Consider the following 13,919-nt stretch of genomic DNA (forward strand, 5'->3'; position numbering starts at 1 on the left):
CCATCATCATGAAAAAAGGCATACTGCTGCTTTTAATTGTTCTTGCTGCCGCAGGGGAATGCGGAACAAGCAGTGCGGAAATCATGAAAGCGGATATCCCTGACGTGGAACTCACGCCAAATTTAAATTCTGTCCTGAGTTTAAAAAACAGCATCATGCCGCAACGGGAAACAATGACAGCGGTCAATACTGCATCTGGAGCTGGAGAAACTGCTGGGGTGCTGGCCGGAGTGACAACAAACGGCTATATCCTGCCGAACAGCAGCATTGTCGTTGACAGTTTGACCGAGCCGAAATGTATTTTTTACGGCAATTACAATGCAGGCTCCGGCGATGCGTTTCAGTATTTGGATATCAACACCATAACGTTTGAATGCCAGTAGTATAACTGTAGCCTGCTGTAATTTTTCATCATCATCCCGGCATACTTCCTCTTTTCCTATCCTTTTTGCTGTTTGCTCCGCCCGTGCTTGAACGCTGTTCTATCCAGCCCGGCAAGTGTGATCATGCGGAATACAAATTGTTTGTTTGCGACAGCCTGTTTGAGCGGCTTTTTTTTGCTTGCGGCGAACGGCTGCTCGAATGTCAGTTCATCCATGTCCAACATAACGTCGGAGACACCGCAGCCGGCGATGACGAATCTGACAGCAACGCTGAAGTGCATGGGGCAGCTGGTCAACGAGTCGCAAGCCAAGCCAATTCTGCTGTTGGTCGATGATTTTTATGATGGCACCGTGCCGGTGATGCCGGAAATCAGCGGGCTTACCGGCAGAGGCGGACGGGAAAACGGGCCGCTGGCCGACAGCGGCAAGTATGACTTCGAGGCAATCATCAAACGGAGCATTTCGCCGAAAAAAATCGTCATTCCGTACACGCCGCCGCTCGGCCTGATTCAGCAGGAAGATAAATATGGAATGCTGCCGCCGGTCTATGTGCAGGATTTGGCCAGATTATACAAAGCGGCGGCGGTGATCAGGGTGAAAGGCGTATATACCCAGAATGATTCTTCTGATTACATCAATTTAGGTGATGCCGGCGGCGGAAAAATCAAGGGCGGGCAGGGTGAGACCAATGTGGAATACGGCATCTCCAAGGCTTCTAAAAGCCTGTCGCTGGTGGTTTATTTGGGCGATGCCATCAGCAACACCGTCGGCGCGGCCACCACGTTGACGCTCAACACCTACACTGAATCGGACAAATTTTCCATCGGTTTGGGCTACGGCGAAGGCAGCATGAGTTTCGCCACGCAAGCCAGACTGCGGGAAGGCTTGCACGGCGCCCAGCGGACCTTGATTGAGGCAGCCGCGCTGTGGACGCTGAAGGGACTGTACCAGCAGCTCAATTTTTCTGGCTGTTTTGCTGCGCAAGGGCCAAGTCCTGACGCGACTGTTGCGGCGTATCAGAAATGGCTGGAGCTGGATGAGCACGAGCGGATCAAATATCTCAAGCTGATGCTCCACGAGCTGAATTATTACAGCGGCAAAATTGATACAACATACGACATAGCCTTGCAAAGCGCGATTGCGGCCTACGAAGCGAAATTTGAGCATGACATGCTGATTCCGCACACAAGAAACAATCTTGGCGATTTGTTTATTCAGCTCTATCTCAAAATTGATGCAAAGAAAATAGAGAAGCTGTTTAAGCAAAATAACGCGCTGCTGTAGGGGCGAAAAATTTTTCGCCCCTACAGTGCTCAACGTAAGGACAGTTATGCAAGATGTCTCATCAAGAAAGCCGGAACTGGCTATATGTCAGTTCCGGCTTTTTGTTTTCCCTCCTCGGCGGATTAGGCAGGCACTTACTCGAATGTGCTCACCGCCTCGCCGCGCACGAGGTCATCGTAGCACTCGCGCTGGCGGATGACCTCGAAGCTGCCGCCACTGACCAGCACTTCCGCCGCTCTTGGCCGGGAGTTGTAGGTTGAGGACATGGAGAAGCCGTAGGCGCCGCTGCTCATCACGGCCAGCAGCTCGCCGGGCTGGACTTCCGGCAGCAGCCTGTCCTTAGCAAGGAAATCGCCGCTCTCGCAGATCGGGCCGACCACATCCGCCTGCTGCTGGCCGCCGCCTTCCACAGGATCGCGCACCGGCAGGATTTCGTGGTACGCGCCGTAGAGCGAGGGCCGGGCAAGGTCGTTCATGGCCGCATCCACGATGATGAAGCGTTTTTCCTTGTCGCCGCCGCTGTTGACCTTGGTATATTGCACCTCGGTGACGAGCACGCCCGCGTTGCCGACCAGCACCCGGCCCGGCTCCAGAATCAGGGTCACATCCATGCCCGCCAGCTCGGCCCGCACAGCCGCCGCGTAATCAATCGGATGCGGCGGCTGCTCGTCGTCGTAGGGAATGCCGATGCCGCCGCCCATGTCCACGTATTTGATCTGAACGCCTTCCTGATTGAGCTTGGCGATGAAGGCTTTGACCTTGCGCAGTGCCTCGATGAACGGCTCAATCTGCGTGAGCTGCGAGCCGATGTGGCAGCTCACGCCGACGATCTCGATATGCACCATCGTCTTGGCCCGCAGGTATTCGCCCAAGGCCTCAGTCACCGGGATGCCGAACTTGTTCTTCGCCAGGCCGGTGGAGATGTAGGCGTGCGTTTTCGGGTCAACGTCCGGGTTGATGCGGAAGGCGATGCGGGCGCGGATTTGCAGCTCCGCCGCAACCTCGTTCAGCCGGTCCAGCTCCTGCGGCGACTCGACATTGAACATGAGTATGCCCGCCTGCAAGGCCTCAGCCAGCTCGCGGCGGCTCTTGCCCACTCCAGAGTAGATGATCCGCTGCGGATCAACCCCGGCTTTCAGGGCGCGGAACAGCTCGCCGCCGGAGACGATGTCCGCGCCGCCGCCTAATTTGGCGAAGAGGTTGAGGATGGCGATGTTCGAGCAGGCCTTGACTGCAAAGCAGGTCTGGTGGGCCATGCCCTTGAAGCCGGACTCAAAGGCGGTGAAGTGCCGCTTGAGGGTGGCGGAGCTGTAGAGGTAGAACGGGGTGCCGACCTGCGCTGCGATGTCTTGAATCCGCACGTCCTCGCAGCAGAGTTCGCCGTTCTTGTAGGTGAAATGGTTCATGATTGCTGTAGTGAAAAAAAAGAAGCCGCCGGGTTCCGCAGAAGACAGAAAGCGGCAGCAAGGGCATTATCTCAGGCTGGTTGCAAACACGTCAATCACACGTCAATACGCTTGGGAAAAGCAGAAACAAGGTGCGAATGCGCGATTTCTCCAGCGGCAATAAAAAACTGCATCGTTCCATCTTGATTGCACATCCAAACCTCTTCTGCGCCGTGCCTGAAATACAGCCTTCTCTTTTCCAACATTTCTGCCGCTGTGTTTGCTGAGGACAGCACTTCCACACAGATTTCCTGGGCAACGGAACTTTCATCCTCATGCTTGATTTGCTGCCAGAGCGCATCAGAACACCAGACGACATCAGCAACTTTAGTGCCTTTCTCTGTGGCGACAGCAAATTCAGGAAATGCTTCGCCATGCTCTATAAGTTGCGCCAGCATCCTGATGATTTTCCCCTGAAAAGCGGAATGATACAAACGGACTGGACTCATCAGGATTTGTCCTTGTTCATTGAGTTCAATCTTATACGGCAAATCATGCAAACACGGATCAGCGCAGACTTCCTGCCAGTTCATGATGTCTCCTGATTATTTTCCAAGCGTTTTTGTCAGATTAAGCACAATATACTGGATGCGGCAAGGGACGGCAAGGCGGAAGCAAAACGCCCTGAATCCGGCTGGGGATTCAGGGCAGATGCAGCTACGTCAAAGGCTGCTTGCAGGTTTACGGCTCCACCACAAATTCCTTGGCTGCCACGTTATTGCTGTGATCTGACTCCGGCACCTGCGTCTCACTGAGCTGTCTTCACTTTAGCGAACACACCAATTGCCCATAATGAAGGGACAGGGTGTATGTTATCTCCTGTGATGGTGTCTGTTGTGGTCGTCATGATAGCTCGATGGCGGAGGAAAATCAGAGGAAGACCACCTGTTTCTGGAATGGTGTCTGTTAGAATCGTCAGGATATCCCTGTGAATAGCTCGATGACGGCGAAAACTCGGAAGAATACCATCTCCTGTTTCTCGAATGGTGCCTGGTGTGTTCGTTATGGTAGCTCGGTTGTGATGAAAAATTATACGATGGCTGAGGCGATATGCTTGGCAGTGAAAAATTATACGATGACTGAGGCGGTGTGCTTGGTAGCGAAAATGTGGATGGCTGTTGATTTGGGATGGTCGGCAGCGAAAAATTATACGATGGCTGAGATGGAATATACCCTTGTGCGGGTAGAGAAGGGGTGTGGCTATTTATTGCAGATCGGGGTTGAGAATTTGATTTTTTGTATTTACGCTTTAATTCGTTGACATCTTTCTGTATCGTTTCAATTTTTTTATCTAAAGCATTATTGCTTCTTATATTTACTTCTATTTGTTTTATTTCGTAATATAATCCGTTTAGCATCTCTCTGTCTTTTTGTGAATATACTTCTTCTGGTTTGTTCTTCTGGAATTCTTCTATAATATTGTATTTTTCTTGTAGATTTTTCATGTCACTCTGTGAGCATTTTTCTTTTCCTGCTTCGGTTTTGCAGTATTTTAATGAAGACGTAATGATGTCGTATATAGCACTGCAAAGAAGGTTTATGCCTATGTTTGCTAACAAAGGGTTGGCTTGGGCCTCTTGTGTGGAAAAAAACGAACTTAGTAAAGTGATGGCAAGGCAAAGTTTTTTTGTGCGAAACATGTTTAATGGGCGGTTTAAATGTTTTTATGCTATGTGTCGAGACGGGAATTGGTTATGGCACCATCCATGCCCTGTTCATAGTACCATAGGATGGGCAAGCGTCTTTTTGCTTGCCCACCATTATATCAGCTTCCGCATGGGCAAACAATAAAACCGTTTGCCCACCCTGCCCGTAAAGATAACACACAGCCTATGGCAATCGCCCCGCCTTTATTCTCCCGCCAGCGCAAGCGTCCGCTGAATTCGCCTTTTTAGCTGCAACGCCGCAAAAATTCATCAGGATGACAAACATCAACCTCAGCTCCGGCAAAATCCGCCGCATTTCTCGTGACGATGACGCTGACAGCGGCTTGCTTTGCAGCTCCTGCCTGCACAGCGTCTTCAAAATCAGGCTGGCCAGAATGCAGCGCATCAAGAATCACCGTCTTATTCACAGCGGCAATCTCGACAAACTCCAGCAAGTCTTTGATCAACGCCAGCGCAAAAGCTTTTCCCTTTGCTTTTGCAGCGATATAAAACAGATCAGTGACCGTGGTCGCGGACAGATAGAACTGAACCGGGCGGCGTTTGGCCGTTTCAAACACCAGCTCCGCCGCCTTGGCAAATGGCTGCCGGTCAAGAACGAAATCCAAGACAACATTGGTGTCCAACAGGACATTCATTGATATTTTGCCATCAGATAGCTTTGTTTCGCTTCATCAGGATCAACACCTTTGAGACAGCCTTTCCAACTTCCAAGGAATTTGTCCACAGCCCGCGCATTCAGCGTCTCTGTAACTGCATCGCGCTGATGAGCGGAACTTTCATCTGGCCGTGAAGAATCCTCCTGCGCCAGTTCCAGCACAATGAACTGGATGAGGAAATATTTCTCCCGGCGCGAAAGACCGTGAATCTGCGTACGCAGTTCCATCATTTCCATATTTTTTCACTCCTGTCAAGCGTGGCATTCACGCCGCCGCTTTTCTCTCAAGCTGAAGCAGCCGCGCCTGCACAGTGTCCAGCACCGAATCCATCAGCAAAACATACTATATGGTTTCGGAAAAACCATGCAGATGGTTCCAAGGAAACATACAGAATAGCACCGAGGGAACATACCTGATGGTTTCCCAAAACATACTGTATGGGAAGGCCGGTGCATACCTAATAGTTCCCTCGGTGCCATCCTGATAGTTTTTCGTGGCCCTTCTCCACATCATCCCGCGCCGCCTTCTCCGGCCTGCTTCCCTCTGCCCGCATCCAAAACATGCCGGATGTTTTTTCCAATGCCCTTCTCTTCCTCCGTCTGGCTGCATTCAGCCAGACGGAGGAAGAGAAGGCGCACTTCTGATCATGGCTGGCCTCTACGCCAAATACTTTTCCAGCTGATTCTCGCCCATAGCCGTAATGAGCTTCTCCAGCTGGATGAGCTGCTTGACGATCAAATCCGACTGCTTTTCCAGAAGACGAAATTTCTCCATTGCCAGCTCCCGCTTTTCAGCAGCCAGCTTGCGGGAGCTTCCGAACAGCTTGGCAAAGAATGACGGTTCATAGTCCTCGCCAAACAGAATCGCAAAAATCTCCATGTATTTTCTGTGCAGCTCGTCATGCGGTGCTTCCAGTTCTTTGAATCCGGCAATGCCCCGCAAGCTCTGCCCCTCACCATGATACCACTGGCCGAATTTGCACTCGGTCGCGTTGACAGGAACTTTCTCCTTGTCCAGAGGAACGCCTTCAATCAGGGCCAAGGCATTGCCGACCCATTCTTTATGACTCCGCGCCGCATCCCGTAACACAACAATCAGTTCGTTCTTGTTCATAGTCTTCAGTCCCGTAGATTGAGGATGGCGAAGCAATCCCCAACAGTTCCTTTTATCGCTTATCCATCCGGCATTCACGCCGCCGCTTTTCTGCCATTCCAATTCTCCTTCCGACGTGATGATCCAATGCCGTCCGGCTGCGCTTTCGCTCACAACCACATGCTTGTCATTCCGAAAATCAGCATACCAGCGGGAGAACAATTTTGCACTGCCAAAACGAGTGCTGCGGCGGACTTGATTCAGGAGCGGCCAGCGTTCGGCGGTGCGGACTACAGGGGGCTATCCGCCCGCTCCTCCTGCCCAGCAGCTTGACTTTTCGCCTCCATCAGGTCATACTCCTGGACTCCTCTCTAACCGCGCCGACAAAGGCCTGTCAACGGAAAACACTGCGGCATTAAAAATGCAATGTTGCAGGCCACAACTTGGATGGATATTATGATTCTCAACACCATCGCCGCCCGCAAGCGGGAAGAAATCGCCATCTTGAAACGCGGCGGCATCCGTCCGCCGGAAGGCAGCGTTGCTCCGCCGCGCGGCTTCCTCCACGCCCTGCTTGCCGCGCCCGGCGTGGCCATCATTGCTGAGGCGAAGAAGGCTTCACCTTCCAAAGGCGTGATCCGTCCTGATTTTGATCCCTGCGCCATTGCCCGCAACTACCGCGACGGCGGCGCGCAGGCTCTGTCCGTGCTGACCGACCGGGATTTCTTCCAAGGCGCAATTGAATACATCCCGCTGGTGCGCAACACGGTCGAGCTGCCAGTGCTGCGCAAGGATTTCATTCTTGATCCGATTCAGATCGAGGAAGCGGCGGCCTATGGCGCGGACGCGATTTTGCTCATCGCCGCTCTGCTGGATGAGGCCCAGCTACGCGATTTCCGCCAGCAGGCTGAGGAGCGCGGCATGGACGTGCTGACTGAGGTGCATGACGAGCCGGAATTGGAAAAAACGCTGGCCGCCGGAGCCAAATTGGTGGGCATCAATAACCGCAATCTGAAGGATTTCAGCATGAACTTAGAGACCACCTTCCGCCTCAAGCGGCTGATTCCGGCGGAAATTCCGGTGGTGAGCGAGTCAGGCATCAGCAGCCGGGCGGACATGCTGCGGCTGAAAGAGGCGGGTGTGCGGGCCGCGCTGATCGGCGAAAGCCTGATGCGCAGCGCGGAGCAGGCTGGAACGCTGCGGGATTTCCTTGCCGTTTGACGACCATGAGCCGAATCCGCATCAAAATCTGCGGCATCACCAATCTGGAGGACGCGCAGGCCGCTGTCGAGGCGGGCGTGGACGCGCTGGGCTTCATCTTTCATGAAAAAAGCCCGCGCCATGTTGCCCCGGAGACAGTCCGCCTGATCATCGAGCAGCTACCGCCTTTTGTCAGCACAGTGGGCGTGTTTGTTGACCGACCGCTGGCGGAGCTGGCTGAGATCATCCGCTTCTGCGGCCTGAGCTGCGCCCAGCTGCACGGGCAGGAGCCGCCCGACTATTGCGAGCGGCTGGCCCGCGCCGCCGCGCCCTGTCAGATCATCAAGGCCCTGCGCGTGGGGCCGCAGCTACAAGCCGAGGATGTGGCGCCATATCATGCCCATGTCCGGGCTTTTCTTTTGGACACCTACCGCAAAGGACAGGAGGGCGGCACTGGCCAGACCTTTGATTGGTCGCTGATTCCTCGGCTCAAGCTGCAACGGCATTTCATTCTCGCGGGCGGGCTGGATGCCAGCAACATCCGCGCCGCTGTTGAGGCGGTGCGGCCCTGCGGCGTGGATGTCAATTCAGGCGTGGAAAGCAGTCCGGGCCGCAAAGATCATGCGCTGATCAGAGAAATTGTGCAGATTGTGCATGAAGCAACCCATAGACCTCTTGCATAAGCCGCAGCTTATGTAGGGGCGGAAAATTTTTCGCCCCTACACCATCCGGGCCGGAATGATCACCATGGTCTGGCCGTTCCATTGCAGCTGCCGTTGAATGGCAAAGGCGGTTTCGTTGTGCAGGAGCCGCTGATACCAGCGTTCGCGCTGAAAGACGATCTTGCCCGCAAAGAAGGTGGCTTTGGGGAACTCGCGGTGCAGCCTGCGGCAGAGTTTTTCCGCCTCGTCAACCGCATCTGTGCCCAGCTCGTAGTCGCATTCGCAGGGGATGCGGAGCCGTTTCGCCAAGCGCAGATAGCGGGCCAGCATCTTCTCCGTCTCTTCTTGCAAGGCGGCAACCGTCTCTTCCCCTTTGAACACGCCGGAATCCACCACACCGACTGTGATGAAGATCAGGTTTTTGTAATAGCCCGGAAGCATGCGGAAGATACTGAGCATGGTATGAATGCCAAGACCGCTGTATGCGCCGACTAAGAGGATGGCCGTGGGCTGGCTGGGATCCAGCGGAGCGGTTTCCTCGTCCTCGCCGTCAGCAGGAGCATGGGCCAGCTCAAGCATGTCTTCCTGATACAGCTCGGAAATTTTTGCATAAACCGTGCCGTAGTGCTGCCGCACGATGAAGGACAGGCCGACCAAAATGCCAGTGACAACTACAGTCAGCCAGCCGCCTTCGGTGAACTTCTCCAAAACCGTGACTGCAAGAATGGAGGAGCAGAGGGCCAGGCCGATGGAAAACAACGCTGCCTGCCCCCGCCAGTTCTGCTCGGTGTCCCGCTGGGCCAGCCAGTGCTTCAACATGCCGAACATGGACAGCGAGAAGGTCAGGAAAACGTTGATGCTGTACATGACCACAATCGCGTTGACATTGCCGTGGGTATAGAGCAGGGCGGCCAACGCGGCTCCGCACATCAGGAAGATGCCGTTCTGCGTGGTCAGGCGGTCGGAGAGGGCGGAGAAACGGTGCGGCATCCACGAGTCCACCGCCATGTTGGCGAGCACACGCGGTCCGTCAATAAAGCCTGCCTGAGCGGCGACGATCAGCAGGGCACCTTCTGAAAACAGCGTCAGGAAGACAAAGGTGCTGCTGAAAGGAAACTGGGCGGCGACCCGCTCGGCCAGCACCGCGTTCATGGTCTTGCCCGGCACATGGCTGATGCCCCAGAGGAGATAGCAGAGCAGCAGTCCGGCGGCGGTGAAGGCCAGCGATGAGGCCATATAGAGCATAGTCCGTTTTGCTGTCGGCACACGCGGTTCCCGCATGATCGGCAGGCCGTTGGAAACCGCCTCAATGCCGGTGTAGGTGCCGCCGCCGAGCGAGAAGGCCCGCAGCAGCAGCAAAAGCAGGCCGAACACGCCGACATTCGACATGCCCTGTGAGAAGCCGTCCGTGACTTTGGCTGCCGTAGCCTGCATTTCTCCGGTATGACTGAAGATGCCATAACCGATGAGGACGACATGGGTGAGCACAAAGACGATGAAGACTGGGGTCAGCGCAACCACGGACTCGCGCACGCCACGCAGGTTGAGCGTGGTCAGGCCGAGCAGAAGGATGGCATCAACGGTCAGCTTCCAGTGATGAAGATGAAGCGGCACAAAGCTGAACAGGGCATCGCCCGCCGCAGCGATGGAGATGGTGATGGTGAGGATGTAGTCCACCACCAAGGCCGAGCCTGAGACCACGCCGACCCGTGGCCCCAGCAGCTTCGTTGCGACAAGATATCCGCCGCCGCCGCTGGGAAAGGCTTCGATGATCCGGCTGTAGGCCAGCGAGATGATGAGAACCGTGCTGATCATCAGCAGGGCCAGCGGCACAGCCAGATACGTGTGCCCGCAAAGAGCGCGGAAGGCTTCTTCCGGGCCGTAGGATGAGGACGACAGGCCGTCTGCGCCAAGCCCCACCCAAGCGAGGAAGGGGATCAGCGAGAGGTGATGGAAGAGCGACTTGTCAGTCAAGCCGCGCGGCGCGCCGATCAGCGTGCGCCAGAGACGATGGAGAAAACTGTTGTCTTCAGACAGGGGGCTTTCCGGCATCGTTGCGCCGGATTTTTCAGGCTGCGTCATGGCAGACCTCCTTTATGACCACGTGCTGGTAGAAAAAGGAGATAAGCCCCCGTGGTCAAAGAGAGGTTCGCCCCTTCAACGCCTGCGAGGTTAGCTGACGGGCTGGGGCCGAAGAGTAGCCCCGCGCAAACTTCGCGCTTCGCCCCGGAAAATTGGGTCCCCCGCTCCAGCCGTGGCTGGATTCGGCGATTTGTGGCGGCAAGTATAGACCTGCCGCCAATTCGGTGTCAAGCGGAGAGTAACGAAAGCGGCTCAGGGCATATTTCGCTGCTGCGGCCCGTCCGGGTTCCGCCACGGCTGCTGTTGTTGCGCCGGATTGCCGTTTCCCCAAGGAATATCCGGTTCAGGTTCCCGCCACTTGTTATTTGGCGGCGGCAAGGGCGACGCATAATTCCCTGTGTCAGAAGCGGGATAGTAGCTCTCCGGCGGCGCAGGCGGCAGCGGTTCAGCCGGAGGAGGATATGGGTAACCGGAGTTTTTGTCTGACGGGACGGGATAAACCGGCTGCTGCAAAGCAGGCTGTATTTTCTTCCTGCCACCCGGCATCAGGCTGCGCAGCGGCTCCGCTTGGGGATTGCGGGCTGTCCGCCGCAGCAGGATATCAATCGGGCTGACTGCGGTGCCATAATAGGCGCTGTTCCAATACGTGCGCGGCTCAATCACTGCGCCTTCCACCGAAACCCCGCCGAACACCCCTTTGGCGCGGCCAAAGGCCAGCACGTCAGCGGTCTGGGCTTTCGCGTTCCGTCCCAACGGCCCGGCGGCGATAGACATGTCCGCTCCAGCCTTGATCTCTGTGGAGAGCATGGCGTTCAGGCCGCGTTCGGTCATGATCAGCAGCACCAGCTCAGAGGCATCTGCTCCGGCTTGCAGGCCCAGTGAAAGCGAGCCGATGGTGTAGAAGGCCGGATAGCTCCAGCCAGATGCGCTGTGGCGGTCGTCGCGCACCAGCAGCACGCCGGAACCGCCAGAGCCGCCGATGATGAACCCGCCGCGCAGCATCTGCGGCACGATCAGAATGCCCCGGGCCATGCCGACATTTTCATGAAACCAGACCATGCCGGGGTCGTTCATGAAACTTCTGAAGACCGCCTCGCTTTTCAGCACCAGACTTTGGGCTTCATCAAGATTGCCCGCAGCGGCGCGGCGGGCGGACAAGGGCAGCAACAGCGCGGCGGCAAGCGCAATAAGACCTAACGCGGCGTTGCGCAAAGAGATAGCGTTCATTTTTTTTACAAGGGGATAATTGAAAAAGGTCGTGCGCTGCCGACCAACGGCGCTGATCGGCAAGGCGGCGGCTCAGTCAGCCGGATAAAAATGCTCTTTCTCGGCTTGGCATTTCGGGCAGACCCAGTCGTCGGGCAGATCGTCAAAGGCGGTGCCTGGCTCAACGCCGCTGTCCATGTCGCCTTCTTCTGGATCGTAAATGTAGCCGCAGGGGCATTCGTATTTCTTCATACCGTGTTCCTCCAAATAGGGGTGAATGGAAGCTGGACGCGGAATTCCGGTTCCGCCTGAGCAGGCTGCGAAGCCCACAGCCTGCTGACAAGTATAATGAAACGGCGGACATTAGGCAAGGGAAAGGAAGTCCGCCGCCAAGACTGGTTCCAGCAGGGATTCGGCGGCGAGGATTTTTTTGCCCTTGACAGAAGCCCCTGTCTTGTAGTCTAATTAAATATTTCGCATAAACAAGTCGATAATCTATTTGTCACTGATTTGATTCACATACAGGAGGACGGGCGCATGTATGCCATAGTACGCACTGGCGGCAAGCAGTATCAGGTCGCAGCCGGAGATCGGCTGAAAGTCGAGAAACTTGAGGGAGAGGTGGGCGACACCGTTGAGCTGGCCGACGTGCTGCTGGTTGCTGACGGCGACAACGTCAGGATCGGCGCGCCGGTGGTTGACGGGGCCAAAGTTGTGGCCAAGATCGTCGAGCAGGGCCGGGACAAGAAAGTGCTGGTCTTCAAAAAGAAACGCCGGAAAAATTATCAGGTGCTGCGCGGTCACCGCCAGCCCTTCACCGCCCTGAGCATCGAGCAGATCGCGTGATTTAGGCCGGGCGGCTGATTCCATTCACATTTTATTTCGGAGACCTATCTCATGGCTCATAAAAAGGCGGGCGGCAGCTCCAGAAACGGTCGCGACAGCGCAGGACAACGGCGCGGCGTGAAACGCTTCGGCGGCCAGAGCGTGACCGCAGGCAGCATCCTTGTCCGGCAGCTCGGCACCAGAATTTATCCGGGCACCAATGTCGGTTGCGGACGCGACTACACTCTGTTCGCGAAAGTGGACGGCGTGGTGCAGTACGAAGCCTTTGGCAAAGACCGCAAGCGGGTGTCGGTGTATCCGGCGGCTGCGGCCTGCTGCGAGGCTTCCTGCGCCTGCACCCACGAGCAATGCGGAGCAGGCTGCTGATCTGACCGCGCTGCGGCAAAGCACAGGCAGAAGCACTGACCCGGCGCCAATTTGGTGTCGGGTTTTTTTGTTGGGAGGTGTCCTGACATACAGCCGACGATTTGATTTCATGAAACTGACGGTGCTTGCAGAACAGGATGTGACCCGCCGAAGCTGCTGGGTCAAGAAGATCAGCAGCCTCAGCGGCGACTTCGGTGTTGACGCGGGGCGGGTTGAACAAGAGCTGGCCGCCGAAATACAACAAAATGGTCTGTCTTCTCTTCTGTCCCACCTCAGATTGTGCGGCGTGATACCTGAAGGATACGCCCATGACAGCAGCGAGGAAAAACTGTATTCAAAATATACGGATGCCGTCATTCATGAGGCATTCGCGGCGATGGGCCTCACCAGCTTGGTTTTGAAAGAGCGGGCCGATGCCGCAGATGTGGAATGTGTTTGTGACAACTACAGTTTTGTTGCTGATGCCAAAGCCTTCCGTTTAAGCCGCACCGCGAAGAACCAGAAAGATTTCAAAATTCAAGCACTCGATGGCTGGAAACGCGGCAAGCCGTTTGCGATGGTGGTCTGCCCTGTTTATCAGCTGCCCGCCCGCGCCAGTCAGATTTACCAGCAGGCCGCCGCCAGATCGGTGTGCATCTCCACCTACACGCATCTTGCCGTTCTTGTCCGGCACGCTGAATCCGCAGGGAAAATCAGCACGGTCTCTTTGCTGCACAATATCTTTCAAGCTGTTGAAGCCATGAATCCGTCGCAGGATGCCGGGGCGTATTGGCAGACGCTGAACCGCACCTTGCTTGGTACGGATGATCGTCTTGCAGCCATTTGGCGGGAAGAGAAAATTGCCGCCCTTGAATCCATACGAATAGCTCAAGAAGAAGCCCTTGCCTTTCTTGCTGCCGAGCGTGAACGCATCATGCGGCTTTCCCATGAAGAGGCCATTCACGAAGTGCTCAGGCAGCGGAAGATTGAGAACCGAATTCGCGCAGTCAAATCTGTTGCGGACAACGGGCTGCTGGAAGCCGTGTGACAT

At 55.5% G+C, this 13,919-nt stretch carries 19 protein-coding genes and 1 riboswitch; of the genes, 9 read left to right on the plus strand and 10 right to left on the minus strand.

Annotated elements, in window-relative coordinates; genetic code table 11:
• The first annotated feature begins 8 nt into the window (after positions 1 to 8).
• Entirely contained in the window at positions 9 to 383 is a 375-nt protein-coding gene (locus tag ACNKH6_RS10115; RefSeq protein WP_417915434.1) for a hypothetical protein, read from the plus strand.
• Positions 384 to 439: 56 nt separating this feature from the next.
• On the opposite strand, the gene ACNKH6_RS10120 is transcribed toward ACNKH6_RS10115, so the two are convergent.
• Positions 440 to 664 (minus strand): hypothetical protein, encoded by a 225-nt coding sequence (locus ACNKH6_RS10120; RefSeq protein WP_417915435.1) that lies wholly within the window; start codon positions 662 to 664, stop codon positions 440 to 442.
• Between ACNKH6_RS10120 and ACNKH6_RS10125 the strand changes: the two genes are divergently transcribed.
• A complete protein-coding gene (locus tag ACNKH6_RS10125) occupies positions 633 to 1,667 on the plus strand; it encodes a hypothetical protein (protein WP_417915436.1) in 1,035 nt (344 codons plus the stop codon). The genes ACNKH6_RS10120 and ACNKH6_RS10125 overlap by 32 nt on opposite strands.
• A gap of 134 nt (positions 1,668 to 1,801) precedes the next feature.
• Here the strand turns inward: ACNKH6_RS10125 and lysA are convergent, their stop codons facing one another.
• On the minus strand, positions 1,802 to 3,073 hold the full coding sequence (gene lysA, locus ACNKH6_RS10130; protein WP_417915437.1) for a diaminopimelate decarboxylase: 1,272 nt from the start codon (positions 3,071 to 3,073) through the stop codon (positions 1,802 to 1,804).
• A gap of 95 nt (positions 3,074 to 3,168) precedes the next feature.
• Positions 3,169 to 3,645, minus strand: a complete 477-nt coding sequence (locus ACNKH6_RS10135) for a Uma2 family endonuclease (protein ID WP_417915438.1) — start codon at positions 3,643 to 3,645, stop codon at positions 3,169 to 3,171.
• A gap of 407 nt (positions 3,646 to 4,052) precedes the next feature.
• Here ACNKH6_RS10135 and ACNKH6_RS10140 point away from each other — a divergent pair, with 407 nt between their 5' ends.
• Positions 4,053 to 4,373, plus strand: coding sequence for a hypothetical protein (locus ACNKH6_RS10140; RefSeq protein ID WP_417915439.1), 321 nt, complete (start codon positions 4,053 to 4,055; stop codon positions 4,371 to 4,373).
• Between the two features lie 630 nt (positions 4,374 to 5,003).
• Here ACNKH6_RS10140 and ACNKH6_RS10145 read toward each other — a convergent pair.
• The 4 genes from ACNKH6_RS10145 to ACNKH6_RS10160 all read right to left on the minus strand — a co-directional run bounded on the left by ACNKH6_RS10145 (position 5,004) and on the right by ACNKH6_RS10160 (position 6,548).
• Positions 5,004 to 5,414: a PIN domain-containing protein gene (locus tag ACNKH6_RS10145; RefSeq protein WP_417915440.1), complete on the minus strand. Its 411-nt coding sequence runs from the start codon at positions 5,412 to 5,414 to the stop codon at positions 5,004 to 5,006.
• Entirely contained in the window at positions 5,411 to 5,671 is a 261-nt protein-coding gene (locus ACNKH6_RS10150; RefSeq protein ID WP_417915441.1) for a hypothetical protein, read from the minus strand. Before ACNKH6_RS10150 ends, ACNKH6_RS10145 begins: the two co-directional genes overlap by 4 nt.
• 273 nt (positions 5,672 to 5,944) lie before the next feature.
• Positions 5,945 to 6,073, minus strand: coding sequence for a hypothetical protein (locus ACNKH6_RS10155; RefSeq protein ID WP_417915442.1), 129 nt, complete (start codon positions 6,071 to 6,073; stop codon positions 5,945 to 5,947).
• A gap of 19 nt (positions 6,074 to 6,092) precedes the next feature.
• The gene (locus ACNKH6_RS10160; RefSeq protein ID WP_417915443.1) at positions 6,093 to 6,548 is read right to left on the minus strand and encodes a CZB domain-containing protein; all 456 of its coding nucleotides are present in this window, start codon (positions 6,546 to 6,548) and stop codon (positions 6,093 to 6,095) included.
• A 24-nt stretch (positions 6,549 to 6,572) separates the two neighbouring features.
• Here ACNKH6_RS10160 and ACNKH6_RS10165 point away from each other — a divergent pair, with 24 nt between their 5' ends.
• The 3 genes from ACNKH6_RS10165 to ACNKH6_RS10175 all read left to right on the plus strand — a co-directional run bounded on the left by ACNKH6_RS10165 (position 6,573) and on the right by ACNKH6_RS10175 (position 8,410).
• Positions 6,573 to 6,860, plus strand: a complete 288-nt coding sequence (locus tag ACNKH6_RS10165; protein ID WP_417915444.1) for a hypothetical protein — start codon at positions 6,573 to 6,575, stop codon at positions 6,858 to 6,860.
• Positions 6,861 to 6,983: 123 nt separating this feature from the next.
• Positions 6,984 to 7,748: an indole-3-glycerol phosphate synthase TrpC gene (trpC, locus tag ACNKH6_RS10170; protein WP_417915522.1), complete on the plus strand. Its 765-nt coding sequence runs from the start codon at positions 6,984 to 6,986 to the stop codon at positions 7,746 to 7,748.
• Between the two features lie 5 nt (positions 7,749 to 7,753).
• Complete coding sequence (locus tag ACNKH6_RS10175; protein ID WP_417915445.1) at positions 7,754 to 8,410, plus strand: phosphoribosylanthranilate isomerase; 657 nt, start codon at positions 7,754 to 7,756, stop codon at positions 8,408 to 8,410.
• A 36-nt stretch (positions 8,411 to 8,446) separates the two neighbouring features.
• Here ACNKH6_RS10175 and ACNKH6_RS10180 read toward each other — a convergent pair whose 3' ends face one another.
• The 3 genes from ACNKH6_RS10180 to ACNKH6_RS10190 form a co-directional block, all read right to left on the minus strand.
• The gene (locus ACNKH6_RS10180; protein ID WP_417915446.1) at positions 8,447 to 10,471 is read right to left on the minus strand and encodes an APC family permease; all 2,025 of its coding nucleotides are present in this window, start codon (positions 10,469 to 10,471) and stop codon (positions 8,447 to 8,449) included.
• A 64-nt stretch (positions 10,472 to 10,535) separates the two neighbouring features.
• Positions 10,536 to 10,669, minus strand: a riboswitch (cyclic di-AMP (ydaO/yuaA leader).
• A gap of 54 nt (positions 10,670 to 10,723) precedes the next feature.
• Positions 10,724 to 11,698 (minus strand): lipid-binding SYLF domain-containing protein, encoded by a 975-nt coding sequence (locus ACNKH6_RS10185; protein WP_417915447.1) that lies wholly within the window; start codon positions 11,696 to 11,698, stop codon positions 10,724 to 10,726.
• A gap of 72 nt (positions 11,699 to 11,770) precedes the next feature.
• Complete coding sequence (locus ACNKH6_RS10190) at positions 11,771 to 11,929, minus strand: rubredoxin (RefSeq protein ID WP_417915448.1); 159 nt, start codon at positions 11,927 to 11,929, stop codon at positions 11,771 to 11,773.
• A 285-nt stretch (positions 11,930 to 12,214) separates the two neighbouring features.
• Between ACNKH6_RS10190 and rplU the strand changes: the two genes are divergently transcribed.
• The 3 genes from rplU (at position 12,215) to ACNKH6_RS10205 (ending at position 13,916) form a co-directional block, all read left to right on the plus strand.
• Entirely contained in the window at positions 12,215 to 12,523 is a 309-nt protein-coding gene (rplU, locus tag ACNKH6_RS10195; protein WP_417915449.1) for a 50S ribosomal protein L21, read from the plus strand.
• A gap of 51 nt (positions 12,524 to 12,574) precedes the next feature.
• Complete coding sequence (gene rpmA / locus ACNKH6_RS10200) at positions 12,575 to 12,889, plus strand: 50S ribosomal protein L27 (protein WP_417915450.1); 315 nt, start codon at positions 12,575 to 12,577, stop codon at positions 12,887 to 12,889.
• Positions 12,890 to 13,010: 121 nt separating this feature from the next.
• Positions 13,011 to 13,916, plus strand: coding sequence for a HindIII family type II restriction endonuclease (locus ACNKH6_RS10205; protein ID WP_417915451.1), 906 nt, complete (start codon positions 13,011 to 13,013; stop codon positions 13,914 to 13,916).
• The last annotated feature ends 3 nt before the right edge of the window (positions 13,917 to 13,919 follow it).

The organism is Candidatus Electronema sp. JM, assembly GCF_048287415.1.
Classification (GTDB): Bacteria; Desulfobacterota; Desulfobulbia; order Desulfobulbales; family Desulfobulbaceae; genus Electronema.

Bases quoted from the DNA above. Each gene is read 5' to 3' on its own strand.
- ACNKH6_RS10115 (WP_417915434.1), top strand. From the start codon at position 9: ATGAAAAAAGGCATACTGCTGCTTTTAATTGTTCTTGCTGCCGCAGGG.
- ACNKH6_RS10125 (WP_417915436.1), top strand. From the start codon at position 633: ATGACGAATCTGACAGCAACGCTGAAGTGCATGGGGCAGCTGGTCAAC.
- ACNKH6_RS10120 (WP_417915435.1), bottom strand. From the start codon at position 664: ATGCACTTCAGCGTTGCTGTCAGATTCGTCATCGCCGGCTGCGGTGTC.
- lysA (WP_417915437.1), bottom strand. From the start codon at position 3,073: ATGAACCATTTCACCTACAAGAACGGCGAACTCTGCTGCGAGGACGTG.
- ACNKH6_RS10135 (WP_417915438.1), bottom strand. From the start codon at position 3,645: ATGAACTGGCAGGAAGTCTGCGCTGATCCGTGTTTGCATGATTTGCCG.
- ACNKH6_RS10140 (WP_417915439.1), top strand. From the start codon at position 4,053: ATGACGGCGAAAACTCGGAAGAATACCATCTCCTGTTTCTCGAATGGT.
- ACNKH6_RS10145 (WP_417915440.1), bottom strand. From the start codon at position 5,414: ATGAATGTCCTGTTGGACACCAATGTTGTCTTGGATTTCGTTCTTGAC.
- ACNKH6_RS10150 (WP_417915441.1), bottom strand. From the start codon at position 5,671: ATGGAAATGATGGAACTGCGTACGCAGATTCACGGTCTTTCGCGCCGG.
- ACNKH6_RS10160 (WP_417915443.1), bottom strand. From the start codon at position 6,548: ATGAACAAGAACGAACTGATTGTTGTGTTACGGGATGCGGCGCGGAGT.
- ACNKH6_RS10165 (WP_417915444.1), top strand. From the start codon at position 6,573: ATGGCGAAGCAATCCCCAACAGTTCCTTTTATCGCTTATCCATCCGGC.
- trpC (WP_417915522.1), top strand. From the start codon at position 6,984: ATGATTCTCAACACCATCGCCGCCCGCAAGCGGGAAGAAATCGCCATC.
- ACNKH6_RS10175 (WP_417915445.1), top strand. From the start codon at position 7,754: ATGAGCCGAATCCGCATCAAAATCTGCGGCATCACCAATCTGGAGGAC.
- ACNKH6_RS10180 (WP_417915446.1), bottom strand. From the start codon at position 10,471: ATGACGCAGCCTGAAAAATCCGGCGCAACGATGCCGGAAAGCCCCCTG.
- ACNKH6_RS10185 (WP_417915447.1), bottom strand. From the start codon at position 11,698: ATGAACGCTATCTCTTTGCGCAACGCCGCGTTAGGTCTTATTGCGCTT.
- ACNKH6_RS10190 (WP_417915448.1), bottom strand. From the start codon at position 11,929: ATGAAGAAATACGAATGCCCCTGCGGCTACATTTACGATCCAGAAGAA.
- rplU (WP_417915449.1), top strand. From the start codon at position 12,215: ATGTATGCCATAGTACGCACTGGCGGCAAGCAGTATCAGGTCGCAGCC.
- rpmA (WP_417915450.1), top strand. From the start codon at position 12,575: ATGGCTCATAAAAAGGCGGGCGGCAGCTCCAGAAACGGTCGCGACAGC.